At 62.8% G+C, this 15,626-nt stretch carries 16 protein-coding genes; 9 read left to right on the top strand and 7 right to left on the bottom strand.

Features of this window, described 5'->3' with window-relative positions:
* Positions 1-34 precede the first annotated feature (34 nt).
* On the top strand, positions 35-865 hold the full coding sequence (locus IV454_RS15585) for a helical backbone metal receptor (protein WP_206092170.1): 831 nt from the start codon (positions 35-37) through the stop codon (positions 863-865).
* 96 nt (positions 866-961) lie between these two features.
* Here the strand turns inward: IV454_RS15585 and IV454_RS15590 are convergent, their stop codons facing one another.
* The 3 genes from IV454_RS15590 to IV454_RS15600 all read right to left on the bottom strand — a co-directional run bounded on the left by IV454_RS15590 (position 962) and on the right by IV454_RS15600 (position 3,248).
* The gene (locus IV454_RS15590; RefSeq protein ID WP_167092232.1) at positions 962-1,327 is read right to left on the bottom strand and encodes an HPF/RaiA family ribosome-associated protein; all 366 of its coding nucleotides are present in this window, start codon (positions 1,325-1,327) and stop codon (positions 962-964) included.
* Positions 1,328-1,488: 161 nt separating this feature from the next.
* On the bottom strand, positions 1,489-1,983 hold the full coding sequence (locus IV454_RS15595; protein ID WP_206092171.1) for a GNAT family N-acetyltransferase: 495 nt from the start codon (positions 1,981-1,983) through the stop codon (positions 1,489-1,491).
* Complete coding sequence (locus IV454_RS15600) at positions 1,980-3,248, bottom strand: MFS transporter (protein ID WP_206092172.1); 1,269 nt, start codon at positions 3,246-3,248, stop codon at positions 1,980-1,982. Before IV454_RS15600 ends, IV454_RS15595 begins: the two co-directional genes overlap by 4 nt.
* A gap of 124 nt (positions 3,249-3,372) precedes the next feature.
* On the opposite strand from IV454_RS15600, the gene IV454_RS15605 reads away from it, so the two are divergent.
* Positions 3,373-3,984 carry a lysophospholipid acyltransferase family protein gene (locus IV454_RS15605; RefSeq protein WP_206092173.1) on the top strand — a complete coding sequence of 204 codons (612 nt, stop codon included), beginning with the start codon at positions 3,373-3,375 and terminating at the stop codon, positions 3,982-3,984.
* A gap of 323 nt (positions 3,985-4,307) precedes the next feature.
* Here the strand turns inward: IV454_RS15605 and IV454_RS15610 are convergent, their stop codons facing one another.
* Entirely contained in the window at positions 4,308-5,330 is a 1,023-nt protein-coding gene (locus IV454_RS15610; RefSeq protein ID WP_206092174.1) for a CDP-6-deoxy-delta-3,4-glucoseen reductase, read from the bottom strand.
* Between the two features lie 186 nt (positions 5,331-5,516).
* Between IV454_RS15610 and IV454_RS15615 the strand changes: the two genes are divergently transcribed.
* The 3 genes from IV454_RS15615 to IV454_RS15625 all read left to right on the top strand — a co-directional run bounded on the left by IV454_RS15615 (position 5,517) and on the right by IV454_RS15625 (position 7,474).
* A complete protein-coding gene (locus tag IV454_RS15615; protein WP_229522329.1) occupies positions 5,517-6,398 on the top strand; it encodes an SDR family oxidoreductase in 882 nt (293 codons plus the stop codon).
* 22 nt (positions 6,399-6,420) lie between these two features.
* Positions 6,421-6,624 (top strand): hypothetical protein, encoded by a 204-nt coding sequence (locus tag IV454_RS15620; RefSeq protein ID WP_206092176.1) that lies wholly within the window; start codon positions 6,421-6,423, stop codon positions 6,622-6,624.
* Between the two features lie 583 nt (positions 6,625-7,207).
* A complete protein-coding gene (locus IV454_RS15625) occupies positions 7,208-7,474 on the top strand; it encodes a hypothetical protein (protein WP_206092177.1) in 267 nt (88 codons plus the stop codon).
* 200 nt (positions 7,475-7,674) lie between these two features.
* Here IV454_RS15625 and IV454_RS15630 read toward each other — a convergent pair whose 3' ends face one another.
* The 3 genes from IV454_RS15630 to IV454_RS15640 all read right to left on the bottom strand — a co-directional run bounded on the left by IV454_RS15630 (position 7,675) and on the right by IV454_RS15640 (position 12,708).
* Entirely contained in the window at positions 7,675-8,616 is a 942-nt protein-coding gene (locus IV454_RS15630) for a glycine-rich domain-containing protein (RefSeq protein ID WP_206092178.1), read from the bottom strand.
* Between the two features lie 288 nt (positions 8,617-8,904).
* Positions 8,905-10,668, bottom strand: a complete 1,764-nt coding sequence (locus IV454_RS15635; RefSeq protein ID WP_229522269.1) for a sensor histidine kinase — start codon at positions 10,666-10,668, stop codon at positions 8,905-8,907.
* A gap of 282 nt (positions 10,669-10,950) precedes the next feature.
* Entirely contained in the window at positions 10,951-12,708 is a 1,758-nt protein-coding gene (locus tag IV454_RS15640; protein WP_206092179.1) for a glutamine--tRNA ligase/YqeY domain fusion protein, read from the bottom strand.
* 210 nt (positions 12,709-12,918) lie between these two features.
* Here IV454_RS15640 and IV454_RS15645 point away from each other — a divergent pair, with 210 nt between their 5' ends.
* The 4 genes from IV454_RS15645 (at position 12,919) to IV454_RS15660 (ending at position 15,460) form a co-directional block, all read left to right on the top strand.
* Positions 12,919-13,209 carry a DnaJ domain-containing protein gene (locus IV454_RS15645; protein WP_054266817.1) on the top strand — a complete coding sequence of 97 codons (291 nt, stop codon included), beginning with the start codon at positions 12,919-12,921 and terminating at the stop codon, positions 13,207-13,209.
* Between the two features lie 75 nt (positions 13,210-13,284).
* Positions 13,285-13,788 carry a hypothetical protein gene (locus IV454_RS15650; RefSeq protein WP_206092180.1) on the top strand — a complete coding sequence of 168 codons (504 nt, stop codon included), beginning with the start codon at positions 13,285-13,287 and terminating at the stop codon, positions 13,786-13,788.
* A gap of 2 nt (positions 13,789-13,790) precedes the next feature.
* Positions 13,791-14,570 carry a hypothetical protein gene (locus IV454_RS15655; protein WP_206092181.1) on the top strand — a complete coding sequence of 260 codons (780 nt, stop codon included), beginning with the start codon at positions 13,791-13,793 and terminating at the stop codon, positions 14,568-14,570.
* The gene (locus tag IV454_RS15660) at positions 14,570-15,460 is read left to right on the top strand and encodes a hypothetical protein (protein ID WP_206092182.1); all 891 of its coding nucleotides are present in this window, start codon (positions 14,570-14,572) and stop codon (positions 15,458-15,460) included. The genes IV454_RS15655 and IV454_RS15660 overlap by 1 nt, the downstream gene beginning before the upstream one ends.
* Positions 15,461-15,626 lie beyond the last annotated feature (166 nt).

Below are 15,626 nucleotides of genomic sequence, written 5' to 3' on the forward strand. Positions count from 1 at the left end.
CCAATAGCGTCATTCGAATCGAACCGTCCATCCCATGCACTTCACCGACGCCCTTGGCACCCCTCATCAGCCCGACCCGGCGGCACGTATCGTGTCGCTGGTGCCCTCGATTACCGAACTGCTGTGCGACCTCGGCCTGGCCGGGCAAGTGGTCGGGCGCACCGGCTTTTGCATCCATCCGGCCGCCCAGGTCGGCGCCATCGCCAAGATCGGTGGCACCAAGGATGTCAACCTGGAGAAGATCCGCAAGCTCGCGCCCACCCACGTGGTGGTCAACATCGACGAAAACGAAAAGCCGACCGTCGAGGCGCTCGCGCAGTTTGTGCCCAACATCGTCGTCACGCACCCGCTGGCTCCGCGCGACAACCTGGCCCTGGCGCGCCTGATGGGCGGGATTTTTTGTGCCGGCGACAAGGCTGCGGCCTGGTGCGCCGCTTTCGAGGAAGCATACGCGGCGCTGCAAGCACAGCCCAAGGGGCGGCCGGCGACGCTGCTGTATTGCATCTGGCAAGACCCGTGGATGAGCGTTTCGGCCGACACCTATATCGCCCGCATGATGGCCGAGATCGGCTGGAAGGTGCCGCAACTGGACGACGCGTCGCCTGGCGCGGCGCGCTATGCGACGCGCTATGCGACGCGCTACCCGCGCTTTAACTGGTCCGATGAACTGGTGGCGCGCATCGACGGCGTGCTGCTGTCGACCGAACCCTACCGCTTCACGGACGTCCACGCGGACGCGCTGGAAAAACAGATCGGCAAGCCGGTGCATGTGATCGATGGTGAAATGATGTCGTGGTACGGCAGCCGCTCGCTGGCCGGTGTGCGCTACTTGCGCGCATTGGCACAGTCGGCGTCGATGTTCTGATGGTGCGCCAGCAAGACAGGCTGGCTGTCTTGCTGGTTTGCCTTGGGCCAGCCTGCCGTGGGGCAGGGCGCTGGCCTTGGCCGTGTTAGCTGGCGATTACTCGCTCACTTCGTCCGGCTCGGGCACCAGTTTCGGCGTGGCGTGCAGCTGCTTGTCGTGCAGGCGGCCCAGGGCGCTTTCGATAGCGCGCTTGAGTTTGTCCGCCGCGCCGGTGATCGCCTGGTGCAGATGCACCGAGTGGTCGCTCACGGCGATCGGCTGGTAGCCGGTCACGCGCGCTTCGAGCAGGCAGCGGTTGCCGCCGTCGGAAGATTTCTGGCTGTTTTCGTCGCTGAGGTGGACTTCAACACGGGTAATGTGTTCGCTAAAACGCGAAACGGCGGCGGTGACCACGGATTGCACATGATCGTCGAGGCCTTGATGACGTTCGATCGTTTTATCGGTATTGATGTTGATTTGCATAAGCTCACTCCCGGCTGTTCATAAAGGTACTGGCACAACCCTTGTCTACCTGCATGTGCTGCCTGCGCGCATTGCTACGCCTCGCCAGGGTTGGCACATCGTTAAGCACACAGCCTATATTACACCTTTGTTCGATATTGCTCAGTGCAAATGAAATCGGGTCATGCCGCCTGCCAGCGCAGGGCGTCGGCGTGGAGGCCGGCCTGTTCGATCCGGAAGCCCAGTTGCAGGTACAGGCGGCGGGCGCGCGGGTTAGCGTGGTGGACAGACAAGGTCAGCGGCAGATCACGGTCAGCTGCAAAGCGCTGCAGTGCGCGCAGCACTGCGCGGCCGGTGCCGCGCCCACGTGCCTGCGGCAGCAGGACGATATCGACCAGGCGCAGCGCCTCACGGCCATGCTCGAGCACGATGCGCGCCACCGGCTCGCCAGCCTCGTGCAAGACCAGATAGACGGCATCCGGAAAGCGCGCGCGGTAATCGGCCGCCTGCAAGCGCTGCTGCATCGCGATCAGCGACGCCGCCAGGGCCGGGTCGGCGCTCCCTGTGCCGAGCAAATCCTGGCGCGTGGATGCGTACAGGCGCGCCAGGAACGGCGCGTCGGCTTCCACTGGCGTACGCGCAGCGAAGGCCCGCAGATGGGCGGCGAGCGCGCTCACGCGGCGGCCTTGCCGTCCTGCGCCGTCGCTTCCTTCTCGTGATGGGGAAAACGGTCCATGCGCGACAGGACCGGGAACTTGAAGATCCAGATTGCCGTGACCGCCAGGGTGGCGGCGCCGCCGAACAGGATCGCGCGCGTCAGCCCGAACCAGCCGGCGGTCAGGCCCGACTCGAATTCGCCGAGTTCGTTGGATGCGCCGATGAACACCGCATTGACCGCGCTCACGCGGCCGCGGATTTCATCGGGCGTCTCGAACTGCACCAGCAGATGGCGCACGTACACGCTCACCATGTCGCCGGCGCCGAGCAGGAACAGGGCGCCCAGGGCGACCGCGAAACTCGCGGTCCAGCCCAGCACCAGGGTCGCCACGCCGTACACGGCCACGCCGCCGAACATCCACGCGCCGACCCGGCGGCGGATCGGATAAAACGCCAGCGCCACCGAGCACAGCGCGGCGCCCACACCAGGCGCGGTGCGCAGGAAACCGAGTCCCACCGCATCGACCTGCAGCACATCGTGGGCGTAGGCCGGCAGCAGCGCCGTGGCGCCGCCGAACAGCACCGCGAACAGATCGAGCGAGATGGCCCCCAGCATGATTGGGCGCGACCACACGAAGCGCAAGCCTTCCAGCACCGTATGCCAGGTGGCCGGTTCCTTGTTGACCACCTGGGGGGCGCTATGCGTCATCGACATCAGGATCACCGACAACACCAGCAAGGTCGCGGCCGCCAGATACACGGTCGCCGGGCCCTCGATATACAGCAAGCCGCCGAGCACCGGGCCGGCGATCACGGCCACGTGAAACGCCGACGAACTGAGGGCCACCGCCTGGCTGAAATGCTCATCCGGCACCATATTGCGCAGCACCGCCTGGGTGGCCGGCATCATGAACGCACGCGCGCTGCCGAACAGCACCAGAATGGCGAATACCGGCCATACCACCGACACCCCGCTGGCCGTAAAGGCCAGCAGCATCAAGCCGCACAGCAACTGCGTGACCAGGCACAGGATAATGATCCAGCGCCGGTCGTAGCGGTCGGCCGTATGTCCGGCTAGCAAAATCAACACCAGGAAAGGCGCGAACTGGGCCAGGCCGATCAGGCCCAGGTCGAACAGGCTGCCCGTCATCCGATACACTTGCCAGCCGATGGCCACGCTCTGCATCTGCACCGCCAGGGTTCCCAGCACGCGTGCGGCGAGATAAAACGAGAAATTTCGGTGGCGCAAAACGCTGAAACCGTTGGACGGCGACATCATCGACATAGGAACTTTCGGAACTGGCTACGCGGGTAGGGTAAAATGATTCTTTCTGGAATCATCAACATTCTATTGTGCCCGATGTTTCCCGACCCTGCTGGCTGTGCCGCTTCCTTGCCGTTATCGTTTTATGCAGAACACCATATTTGACACACCTGTCGTCAACACCTTGATGAGAGGGTTTTCGCTCCTGACCTTGCGGCTGATGGGCTGGCGTACCGACGGGCTGACCCCGGAGCAGATTGCCGGCTATTCGAAGTACGTCCTCATTGCCGCGCCACACACCAGCAACTGGGATTTCCCGATCACCTTGATGGTGTGTTTCGCCTTGCGTTTGCGGGTGTACTGGATGGCCAAGTCGAGCCTGTTTACCTGGCCGATCGGATGGTTGTCGCGCTGGCTGGGCGGGATTGCGATCGACCGCACGGCCTCGAACAACACGGTGCAAAACACGATTGACGCGTTTGCCAAGCGCGAGCGGCTGGCGGTGATTGTCGCGCCGGAAGGTACGCGCGGCAGGGTCACGCACTGGAAGACGGGTTTTTACCACATTGCGCACGGCGCCAACGTCCCGATCGCGCTCGCCTTCCTCGACTTCAAGCGCAAGACGGGCGGCATTGGACGCATGTTCCACACCACGGGCGACATCACGGTCGACATGGTCGACATCCAGCATTTCTACAGCGGCGTGACTGGCAAAAACAGCGACCAGTTCGATGCCTCCGCAGTCAAGCGTAAATAGTCCTACAACCTGCGAGGGCGTCCTCTCGCTAAAAACGACAACCCCTCCTACAACCGGGGTCTGACCTCTGATTAGCAATTTGTTGCAAATTCAATGGAACAGGTGCAGGTTTTGATATTTTTGGTGATGAAACAGCGTCGTGCTGGCGCGTTTTATTACCTGGATAGTGGGCAGTTAAGAAACTAGTTGCAAATCAGAGGTCAGACCCCGGTTAAACGGATAGTGGTCAGTTAAGCAACTAATTGCTAATCAGAGGTCAGACCCCGGTTAAACGGCCAGCGTTTGGCGGCGGCAAGGCAGCCAAGGCGGGTCTCCGGGCAACATCAGGCCAGGTCGGCTTCGCTGGTGAAGGCGTCGGCGTAGAATTCTTCGGGCGGCAGGCCGCATTGCTCGACGTACTCGCGCCGCGCGGCCTCGATCACCACCGGGGCGCCGCAGGCATATACCTGGTAGCCGGACAGGTCGGGCAGGTCGTGCATCACTGCGGCGTGCACGTAGCCGGTGCGCCCGCTCCAGTGGTCGTCGGGGAAGGCGTGCGAGACCACCGGCACGTAGCGGAAGTGGGGCAGGGTGGCGGCCCATTCTTCGCACAGGGTATTCATGTACAGGTCGGCCGGGCGGCGTCCACCCCAGTACAGGCTGACCGGACGGGGGGAGCCGAGGTGGATCAGGTGTTCGACCAACGCTTTGACCGGCGCAAATCCGGTGCCCGAGGCCAGCAGCACGATCGGCTTGTCCGAGTCTTCGCGCAGGTAAAAGGTGCCGAACGGCCCCTCGAAGCGCAGGATGTCGCGCTCTTTCATGGTATTGAACACCTGTTCCGTGAACAGCCCGCCCGCCATGTAGCGGATGTGCAAGGTCAGCGGGCCGGCCAGGCTGGGGGCGCTGGCCATGCTGTAACTGCGCCGCTTGCCGTCGCGCAGCAGGAATTCGATGTATTGCCCGGCGCGGTAAGCCAGCGCTTCATTGGCGGGCAATTGCAGGGTGATGATGGCCACGTCCGGCGCGGCCCTGTCGATGCTGGCCACGCGCGATGGCATCTTGCGCACCGGATAATCGGTGCTGCCGCCCACTTCGCGCGCTTCGATCACCAGGTCGTCCGCCGTGGTGGCGCAGCAGAATAGCGAGAAACCGGCGGCTTTTTCTTCCTCGCTCAGGGCGCGCTGCTGGTGCGCCTTGTGCGCGACCGTGCCCGAGATGACCTTGCCTTTGCAGGAACCGCAGGCGCCATTCTTGCAGCCGTAGGGCAGGCCGATGCCGGCGCGGATCGCCGCCGCCAGCACGGTTTCGTCCGCTTCGCAGGCAAACTGGTGGCCGCTCGGCTGGACAGTAATCTGAAACGTCATAGGGTTATCGTCATCAATAAGAACTGCATGGTCGGTATTGCTCGCGCCGGTACCGTGGCGAGCAACGGGTGCGGGTATTTTACATGTTCCGGTGCGCGCGCCGGGTGCGGCAGGGCCCTGCCGGCGCCACGCTTATCTTGTATATTGTCCGCCTACGCCATTGATGACAAACAATTTCACATGACTATGACTTCCCCCTTCAAACGGCCGCGCCTGCTCATTCTCGGCTGCGGCGATGTCGGCATGCGCCTGTTGCCGCTGGTGCGCGCGCGCTTTCGGGTGTTCGCCGTCACCAGCAACCCCGAGCGCTGCGCCGAATTGCGCGCGGCCGGCGCGGTCCCCGTCATCGCCGACCTCGACCAGCCGGCCAGCCTGAAGCGCCTGGCCGGCCTGGCTCACTGGGTGGTGCATATGGCGCCGCCGCACACCGATGGCAGCCTGGACCACCGCACCCGCAATCTGTGCGCGGTGCTGCCGGCCGGCGCGCGCATGGTGTATGTCAGCACCACCGGCGTGTACGGCGACTGCGCCGGCGCGCTGATCGATGAAACGCGCACCGTGGCGCCGCGCAATGCCCGCGCCCAGCGCCGGGTCGATGCGGAGCGGGTGCTGCGCGCCTGGGCTGCCCGCAGCGGCGCGCGCCTGGCGATCCTGCGCGTGCCCGGCATCTATGCGCGCGAGCGCTTGCCGCTGCGCCGCCTGGAGCAGGGTACGCCGGCGCTGCTGGCGTCGGAGGACGTGTTCACCAACCATATCCACGCCGACGACCTGGCGCGCATCGTCGCGCTGGCCTTGTACAGGACATTGCCCGGCCGCATCTATCACGCGGTCGACGATACGCAGATGAAAATGGCCGATTATTTCGATACCGTGGCCGATGCCTTCGGGATGGCGCGTCCACCTCGCGTTGCGCGATCACAACTAGTTGCTTCGGTATCGCCGATGTTGCTGTCGTTCATGTCCGAGTCGCGCCGCATGAGCAATGAGCGCATCAAGCGCGAGCTGGGGGTGCGCCTGCGTTATCCGCACGTTGCGCCGGCGGTGGCGGCGATGGCGCTGGTAAAATAGCGTTCCCCACTAAGGAAGCACGATGACCTACGAAGAATATCTGGATGAAGTAACCACCCTGATCACGGAAAAGTTCAATCTGAGCGATGCCGCCGCGATCAAGCTGGTCGTGAAAGCGCAGGACGCCAACTTTTTCGTCGAACACGACGAGAAGGAAGCCATGCGCACGCTCGACCGTGCGCATCAGGATGCCAAAACCCTGTATCTGGCCAGCCAAAAGAAATAGGGCGGCAAGCGGCTTGTCAATGGGCAGGTACTCGCGCTCGTTTGAGCGTCATCAAGTTCCAGTGCCGCTACGGTCGTATCGTGTGCAGTGTCGTCATTCAATTGCTGACTTGCGCTCATTGCCATGCCTCATCGAATCATTCAGCCGAGCAAAGAACAAGTACGCGCCTACATGGCGCGGCGCGAAAGCGCCCGCCGTCCGCCGCCCCCTCCCGACGAGATCCGCCGCCAACTTGGCTGGCGCCTGGTCCCCACCGATAGTGAGCGCTTGCTCGTTCAATTCTATCTGATTCCCACCATTTACAGCCGTTTGGCCACCCAGGTGACCCTGGACTGGCTGTTTGCGCCTGTCCGGCGCGCCGCGCGCCGTCGCGATTCTCACCAAATATTGCCTTAAATGCAAACTTAATTGAGTTCGGGTTCTACTGGTTAAGCGAATGTCAACACTAAGGTGTATGATGCACGCCTGTGCCATTGCAGCCGCATATTCGGGCTGTTTTTGCCAGTACCGCTTACTTAATCGTCTGTAAAGACAGCGCGCCGGCGAATATGCCACGGGCGTGAATTTGGAAAGATTCAATCACATGACCAATCGCAGATTTCCGGAAGATGCGACCTACGATCCGAACAGGGTACTCGATGCCATCATTGAACGCTTGCAGCTCAAGAACGACGCGGCCCTGTCGCGCGCGCTTGAAGTGGCGCCGCCCGTGATCAGCAAAATCCGCCACCGCACCTTGCCGATTGGCGCGACGATTTTGCTGCGTATGCATGAAATCAGCGATTTCAGCATCCGCGAATTGCGCGCGATGATGGGCGTGCCGGCAGTAAGCATCCACATCAACGCCTGAGGCGGACAAAAGAACAGGGGCACTTGCGTGCCCCTGGAAATTGCAATCTGCTCGGCGCTGGCGCTGGCGGTTCGGGGCGCGAGGTCCTTGTCCGGGCGCCCCGAACCGCCTCCTTGTCGCTCCCCGTTGCCGTTCGCCGTGCTTACCCGATAAACGGCCGTGAGCGCGTTCCCACCCGCCTTGCCGGTTCCAGCCAATGTTCAGGCTGGCTGCAGATCACCATGCGAGATGGATTGGATCAGTGCCGCGGTCGCCGCGCTCACCAGCATGGGCTCGGCGGTCGCGGGCGGCTCGGCTCTGGCGGACGATGCCGCGCTGGCGCCCAATGGTGTCGTCTTGACGCACCAGGCCGACCGTAATGCAGCCGGTGCCGCCTTGGCGCACCATGCGGACGCAGGCGCAGGTATAGCCGGAGCCGCCTTGGCGCACCAGGCCGACGCGGGCGCAGCCGGAGCGGCCTTGGCGCACCAGGCGGATGCAGGCGCAGCCGGAGCGGCCTTGGCGCACCAGGCCGATGCAGGCGCAGCCGGCGCCGCCTTGGCGCACCAGGCGGATGCAAGCGCAGCCGGCGCCGCCTTGGCGCACCAGGCGGATGCAAGCGCAGCCGGCGCCGCCTTGGCGCACCAGGCGGATGCAAGCGCAGCCGGCGCCGCCTTGGCGCACCAGGCGGATGCAAGCGCAGCCGGAGCGGCCTTCGCGCACCAGGCCGACGCAAGCGCAGCCGGAGCGGCCTTCGCGCACCAGGCCGAGGCGCGTTGGCCATACGATTCGTCGAACACCTGTTCATACAGATCGCGCATGCGGTCGGCGCACGCTTGCAGCACTTGGGCATCGTCGTGCGCGCCGCTCATGCCCACATACGGGTAGTGGTGGAGGAAGTAGCCAAACGCTTGCTCGCAGTCTTTCGCATACTTCATCGTGTCCAGGATATGGTAGTGCCAGAAAATGTCGACCTCGACGAGTGGCGAAATATCTTCCTCGGGGAACGCTTTCATCAGGCACAGGAAGCGGCGGTATTCGACTTCAACCGCCTCGGCTTTTTCCAGGGACCAGCCCTCGCCGGATTCCACGTGCATGAGCTTCATTTTGATCGGTTCCAGATCGAGTTCGGAGATTGCTTTGATTGCGTCGTTGGTCATCATGATTAAGCCTCTTTTTTAGAGTGTGATTGATTTATGGACTACATCCCTGGTTTTACCTGCGGGTACTACGGCTGCTGCAAAACTATGACTGTTTCCTTATTTCTCACGGTTAATCAATTTCCCTATTACATTGATTCCCGTTACTGTTTAAGGATGTTGCGCCGGCCCACATTCAGCTTGTTGACTTGGATCAATCATTATTTCAGGCAACTCCTAATGCACTGAGGATGCGCCGACTGTGCCGCAGGTCATTCGGCAGGGTTCTGTTTAGGACAATGCCAGGGGGCCTCAGACAAGTGCCGCATGCGACTCGTTTTTGCCGTGCGGGTTGTCGGACGGGCCGCCACGCGAAGCTTCGTTATGCAGGGGCACGCTGACGCACACGGTGGTGCCGTTGCCGGCGGGGCTGGAAATGGAAAACGAGCCGCCCAGGATGCTGATCCGTTCTTCGATGCCGACCAGGCCGAAGGAACCGACTTTGCCCTGTTCGCCGGCCTGCAGGCCGATGCCGTTATCGCTGACCGTCATCGACAGGCGATTGCCGTTGAGCTTGAGCTCGACCCTGACCCTGGTGGCCTGCGCATGGCGCACGATGTTGCTCAGCGATTCCTGCAAGATGCGGAAAAACGCCGTGGCGGCGTGGTCGCTGAGGGCGACTTCCTTCGGCTCGTCGATCAGTTCGCAGGCGATGCCGGTGCGGCGCTTGAATTCGGCAATCTGCCACTCGACCGCGGCCGACAAGCCCAGGTCCAGCACGTTCGGACGCAAGTCGTTGATGATCTGGCGCACGCTCTTGATGGTGGCGTCGATCTGCTGCAAGGTCGAGCGCGCGCGCGCGTGCAGGCGCGGGTGGCGCTCGCGCGTGCGCGAACTGAGCATGTCCGCCTCGATGCGCAGCGCCAGCAGGTTTTGCCCGAGATCGTCATGGATTTCGCGCGCGATGCGCTTGCGTTCGCCTTCCTTGATCTGGTCGGCGTGGGCCGCCAGGCGGCGCAGGTTCTGGTGCGACAGTTGCAGCTTGGCCTGGCTGTCGCGCAGTTCGCGCGTCATGCCCTTGGCCATCTTGATGGCGCGCCGGCGCGACGAGGTCAGGGTGTGGAACAGCGCGTACAGCAGCATCGAGCTGATCGAGCCGGCCATCAAGGCCAGCCATGGCGCGAATTCCTCGAAGGCGGTGTACATGTCGCTCGCCTCGACCTTGAAGGTCGCATCCCATGGACGGCCGTTGAAGTCGATCGGCAGGGTGCTGCTGAAGCGGCTCGGCGGCGCCAGGAAGGGCAGCAGCGGGTTGTCATCGGCCGGATGGCTGTCGAACAGGACCCGCCCGCGCCGCATGTCGACCCCGATCGCGTTATCGACCAGGGTCATGCGCACGTTCTTGATGGGAATCTCATCGATCACGCCCTGCACCAGCTTTTGTACGCTGAACGCGATCCCGACCGTGCCGATGTAGGCTGCGCGGCGCTCCTCGAGCGTATCGGTGGGGGCATGCGGCTTGTACACCGGCAGCCGCATCGCCAGGCCGGTGCGATTCGGTCCCGAAATAAACGAGACCGGCATGCCAGAGGGGATCAGCTTGCCGGTATCGCGCATGCTGGCCAGGGTGTCGTGCACCAGGGGATTGGCGAGCAGATCGTAGCCGAGCGTGGCGGCCCACGGTTGTTCCGGCTCGGTAAAGGCGACCACGGTGTAGAGCGGACGGCGCCCGGGCGGCTTGATCGAAAACTCTTGCGGGGACAGGCCGTCGGCGCTGCGCTCGTCGTGCATGCGCTGCAGGAAGGCCTCGCGCTCGCTGTCGCGCACCAGTTGGGCGTAATTGATGTTTTCGATGGCGGGGAAGTTTTGGGTGACGTGCAAGCCCTTGACGTAGCCATGGAACTGGCGGCGCGTGAGCGGCTCGCTGATCTGGAACAGGCTGACGGTGCCGCGCAGCACGTGGGTGTACGACTTAATGCGGGCGCTGATGGTATTGCGGGCGTTTTGCGCGAGGCCGGCGAAGCGGGTGCGCGAGTCCGCTTCAATAGAATTGGCGGTCGCAAAGTAAAGCACCATGCCGACCGCCAGCGAGAAGGGCAGGCCAACCCACAGGGCAGGACGTGCCGTAGAGAATGTTTTTATAGTTGTCTTCAAAGTAAGCATTGCGCGTTGCATTCCTCTCGGTAGCCGCAAATGGCGATGCATTGTTTGCTCTACATTAACCGGAAGTAAGTTGTCAGAATACCTAGTGACCCTGATAGGTAGGGGGATGGGAAAATTCTGAATATAGGAAAAACCCCGCCGCAGCGGTGACCGGGGCAGGATTCGAGGCACAAAAATGTCGCATTTCGGCAACGTTTATTTAACCCAGCTATCTTTCAGCGTGGTCACTCTGTTAAATACCGGCTTGCCTGGCGTGGAGTCGACCCGGTCGGCGACGAAGTAGCCGTGGCGTTCGAACTGGAAGCGCTGGTCCGCTTCGGCGGCACTCATGCCCGGTTCCAGGTAGGCGGTGACCACTTCCAGCGCGTTCGGATTGAGGAAGGGCTTCCAGTCGCGTCCGCCCGCATCGGGCTGCGGCTCGGTGAACAGGCGGTCGTACAGGCGCACTTCGGCTTCCAGAGCGGTGGCGGCGCTGACCCAGTGAATGTTGCCTTTGACCTTGTAGGTGTTCGAGCCTTCGGTACCCGATTTGCTGTCTTCGAAATACTTCACGTGCACGGCGGTAACGTTGCCGTCGGCATCCTTGTCGTAGCCGGTGCACTCGGTCACGTAGCCGTGGCGCAGGCGCACCCGGCTGCCGGGAGTATCGCCGATCGGCGGGAAGTACCGGAAGTAACCCTTGCTCGGCACTTCCATGAAGTCATCCTGTTCGATCCACAGTTCGCGCGTGATCGGGAAGGTGCGCACGCCGCGTTCCGGGAAGTGCGGATGCACGGGCGAGCTGCATTCGACCGACTCTCCTTCCGGGAAATTGTCGATGATCAATTTCAGCGGGCGCAGCACGGCGGTGGCGCGCGGCGCTTTCGGGTCGAGGTCGTCGCGCAGGCAGCCTTCCAGGGTGCTCATGTCGATCCAGCCGTCGGCCTTGGACACGCCGATGCGCTCGCAGAACAGCTGGATCGCTTCCGGCGTGTAGCCGCGCCGGCGCAGGCCGACGATGGTCGGCATGCGCGGATCGTCCCAGCCGGTCACGATGCCTTCATCGACCATCTCGCGCAGCTTGCGCTTGCTGGTGACGACGTAGGTCAGGTTCAGGCGCGCGAATTCGTACTGGCGCGGCACCGGCTGCGTGAAGAAGCCGCCTTCGGCCAGGGTGGCCAGCAGCCAGTCGTAGAACGGGCGGTGGTCCTGGAATTCCAGGGTGCAGACCGAATGGGTGATGTTTTCCAGCGCGTCTGAAATCGGATGTGTGAAGTCGTACATCGGATAGATGCACCAGGTATCGCCCGTGCGGTGGTGGTGCGCATGGCGGATCCGGTAGATGGCCGCATCGCGGTTGGTCATATTGGGCGAGGCCATCGAATCGGCCGCCATCTTGATGCGCAGGATGTGTTCGCCGTCCTTGTACTTGCCCGCCTTCATGTCGCGGAACATCGCCAGCGATTCGTCCGGCGTACGGTCGCGGAACGGCGAATTGACGCCTGGCGTGCCGAAATTGCCGCGGTTTTTCTTGATATCGTCGGCGCTCTGGCTATCCACGTAGGCGTAGCCGGCTGTGATCAGGTATTCGGCCATCAGGTACAGGCGCTCGAAATAATCGCTCGCGTAGTACAGGTGGCTTTCGCCGCTCTGTTCCCAGCTGAAACCGAGCCATTTGACGCTGTCGATGATGGTGTCGACGTATTCCTGTTCTTCCTTGGCCGGATTGGTGTCGTCGAAGCGCAGGTTGCAGCGGCCCTGGTAGTCGCGCGCCAGGCCGAAGTTCACGCAGATCGATTTGGCGTGGCCGATGTGCAGGTAGCCGTTCGGCTCGGGCGGAAAGCGGGTGATTACCGGCGGCAAGCCCGGGCGGGCATGGGTGCCGGCGGCCAGGTCGTTCTCGACGATGGCACGCAGGAAGTTCGGCGACGGGGCATTCGCAGCCGGCGCCGCAGGGTTTTTTTCGTTGCTCATGGAGAGATGCTTTGCGAATGATAAGGTTGTGTCATTTTAACGCAATGTGTGTGGTCAGATTGCGGCAATGTGCGCGTGCACAATACCGCAAGGTGGTTTGTCCGTGTTGTCCGCGCTTGCCCGGCGCCAGGCCGCGCACCGCCCATCCGCCCGGCCGACGCCGTTCTATAGGATAATCTCGCTTTATAGTTTCGGCAGCAGGAGTTTCTCGTGGACAATTTATACACCACCCTCGGCGTGGCGCCGAATGCGAGCGACGACGAGATCAAGAAGGTGTACCGCTCCTTGGCGATGCGTTTCCATCCGGACCGCAACGACGCCCCCGGCGCGGAAGTGCGTTTCAAGAGCATCACCAAGGCTTACGAAATCCTGTCCGACCCGGCCAAGCGCGAGGAATACAACCAGAGCGTCAACCACCGCATCATCATCGATGCGGAAGAAGAGGCATTTGCCTTGTGGCGTTCGCTGTTCAGCCTGAACGGCGTGGCCTTGCCGGCGTAAGCGCCGCTCCCCTATCCGCGCCCACATCCGCGCGCAGCACATCAGCAGTCATACGCACCACAACAGGATCAGAAAATGAGAAAAGTACATCCCGAATTTGCCTACCAGTCGCGCGAGCTTGGCGGCCAGATCGACGGCATTTTGGGCGACCCGCCGAACCGCAAGAACTACGACATGATGCTCAGTGCGCTCGTGAGCGAATACGCCGGCGGCGGCGGCATCGAAGACGTCAACATGATGAGCTTCGCGCTGGTCGATCACATCACCTTCAGCAATCCCAAGGGCTTGCTGGTGGAAGCGGGAGAGTATGAGGGCGGCAGCCCGGAAAAGGTATTCGCCATGGCCGCCTGCGAAGGCGATGCCGAAGCCATGTACAGCGCCATGACCGGCAACCATCCGGAACTGGCGCGCCAGGCCATCATCACCGCATTCCTGTTCAAGCACCCGCGCCTGTGGGACGAAGACGACGAATCGCTCGAACAGCTTTCGCGCGACGATGACGGCGACGACCGCTACGACGACGAAGACGACGGCGTCACCGACGACTTCGCCCAGATGTTCGACAAGGAAGGAGATTGAGCATGAGCGAACAAAGCAATCTGCCCGCATTATCGAAACAGATCAGCGAACTGGTGCTGGCCGGTTCGCTGTCGCATGCCGAGCAAGCGTTTTCCGAGGCGGTCGAGCAGCATGGCGACCTGGCCGTGGTCGAGGTGCTCGCGACCTTGGCGCCCCAGGTCACGGCCCTGCATTTGTCCGGTTTCGACGGCGGCAAAACCTCGCTGGCCACCTTGCTGGTGCCGCCCAAGGCCTGGGCCGACAGCCTGGCGTTTTTCGCCGCGACCTGGTCGGACGACATGATCGAAGACGACCCTGAACGGGTCGCCGAAACCCTGTTCGCGCACGTGCACGGCATCGTGTTTTCGGCCGACGATCCGGAGCGGCGCGCCGAACTGCTGGCAGAAGCCTCGGCCACCGACCACGGCGCGACCGTGTTCGCGATCCTGTTCTCGATGGCGCCCAAGGAAATGCTGGAACTGGCCGGTGAAGTGCTGGCCAAGGGCCCTTACATCACCAGCCAGACCTCGTCCGACAGCGACGTGGCGCCGTTGGCGATCGAACTGGCCAAGGCCAGCGAAGATGGCTGGGACCGTGCCTTGTTCGAGCTGTTCCCGGACTTCCGCCACAGCGGCGATATCGCCGACACCGAGTACAACGACGACCCGGACGAAGAGCAGAAATTCCTGCAGCGTTCGACCAAGGAATTGCTGTACCGCTTGCGCAAGCAGGTGCCCTCGTCGCGCAGCAATGTGCCCAAGCGCGGCGCGCGCAAGAGCATCGGCACGGGAATCTTCTCGTGATGGAGGGGGCGCAAAACACGCTGCCCGCCATCGTCGTCGAACGCCTGCCGCGGCTGGTGCGGGCGATCCGCTGCCTGTCGGCGCGCGAGATCGGCGACGAGTCGGTGATCCTGGCCGATGAACTGGCCGGCATCACCGCCATGGTGGCCGAGAAATTCACCAACGACCGCACCGCCGAAGGCATCCAGAAGGCCTTGCTGCTGACGGTGGGCTGCGTGTCGCTGGGGCTCGAGCATGAGCTGATGCACGAAGGCGACGAAGCGGCGCTCGACTTCCTGATCGAGCACGGGGCCGAGCATGCATTCCAGGCGGGCTTTCGCATGGTGCGCGACCTGGCCGCCCTGCCGGAAGATTCGCTGGTGGGCGAGTACGACCAGGACCCGGTGTACGCGCAGCGGCGCATGAAGGATTTGTTCGTCGACATCTGCAGCGCCGACCCGCACCAGAACTGGTCCGGGTACGAGAAGTTCGAAGTGCAGTACAAGCAGCGCAAGGCGGTGCAAGCGATCGTGCGCGCGGCCGGCTGGCTGCGGCGCCACCATTACGCGGGACCGATCAACGACGCCGATCTGAACGCGGAAGGGGTGATTGCGGTAGCGATCATTTTCGCGATCGAAGGCGGCGGGCGGATCGTGGCGCGCACGGGGCAGGCCGATTTCGAGCGGCTGGTGAAATCGGTACGCAAGAACAAGCCCGATTACGAGGAGGGCTGGGCGGCGCTGATGAAGCAGGTGCCGGCGCAGCACCAGCCGGTGATCGCGGAGCGGATTGCGTCGTATCGCACCAACTGCACCGTGATCCAGAAAATCCGCACGCGCACGGCGATGAAGACCTTGTTTGCCGAGTTCGAGAATTACGCGGGGTCGGAGCTCGATGCGGATTATGGCTAAGGCTCGATCCCGGGAATAGCTGACGCCCGATCCCGGGAATAGCTAAGGCCCGAGCCCGGGAATAGGTAAGGCTCGAGCCCGGGATAACTAGTACCGTTAGCTTGTAGACCGTCGTTCCCGCGCAGGCGGGAACCCAAGTCCGTTGCTCACCTCACGACTACGCTGA

The sequence above is a fragment of the Massilia antarctica genome (assembly GCF_015689335.1).
GTDB classification, from domain to species: domain Bacteria; phylum Pseudomonadota; class Gammaproteobacteria; order Burkholderiales; family Burkholderiaceae_D; genus Telluria_A; species Telluria_A antarctica.

Coding starts and splice junctions, on each gene's coding strand:
- IV454_RS15655 (WP_206092181.1), top strand. CDS start 13,791: ATGAGCGAACAAAGCAATCTGCCCGCATTATCGAAACAGATCAGCGAA.
- IV454_RS15600 (WP_206092172.1), bottom strand. CDS start 3,248: ATGTCGATGATGTCGCCGTCCAACGGTTTCAGCGTTTTGCGCCACCGA.
- IV454_RS15650 (WP_206092180.1), top strand. CDS start 13,285: ATGAGAAAAGTACATCCCGAATTTGCCTACCAGTCGCGCGAGCTTGGC.
- IV454_RS15585 (WP_206092170.1), top strand. CDS start 35: ATGCACTTCACCGACGCCCTTGGCACCCCTCATCAGCCCGACCCGGCG.
- IV454_RS15635 (WP_229522269.1), bottom strand. CDS start 10,668: ATGGTGCTTTACTTTGCGACCGCCAATTCTATTGAAGCGGACTCGCGC.
- IV454_RS15610 (WP_206092174.1), bottom strand. CDS start 5,330: ATGACGTTTCAGATTACTGTCCAGCCGAGCGGCCACCAGTTTGCCTGC.
- IV454_RS15590 (WP_167092232.1), bottom strand. CDS start 1,327: ATGCAAATCAACATCAATACCGATAAAACGATCGAACGTCATCAAGGC.
- IV454_RS15630 (WP_206092178.1), bottom strand. CDS start 8,616: ATGATGACCAACGACGCAATCAAAGCAATCTCCGAACTCGATCTGGAA.
- IV454_RS15640 (WP_206092179.1), bottom strand. CDS start 12,708: ATGAGCAACGAAAAAAACCCTGCGGCGCCGGCTGCGAATGCCCCGTCG.
- IV454_RS15660 (WP_206092182.1), top strand. CDS start 14,570: ATGGAGGGGGCGCAAAACACGCTGCCCGCCATCGTCGTCGAACGCCTG.
- IV454_RS15615 (WP_229522329.1), top strand. CDS start 5,517: ATGACTTCCCCCTTCAAACGGCCGCGCCTGCTCATTCTCGGCTGCGGC.
- IV454_RS15625 (WP_206092177.1), top strand. CDS start 7,208: ATGACCAATCGCAGATTTCCGGAAGATGCGACCTACGATCCGAACAGG.
- IV454_RS15620 (WP_206092176.1), top strand. CDS start 6,421: ATGACCTACGAAGAATATCTGGATGAAGTAACCACCCTGATCACGGAA.
- IV454_RS15605 (WP_206092173.1), top strand. CDS start 3,373: ATGCAGAACACCATATTTGACACACCTGTCGTCAACACCTTGATGAGA.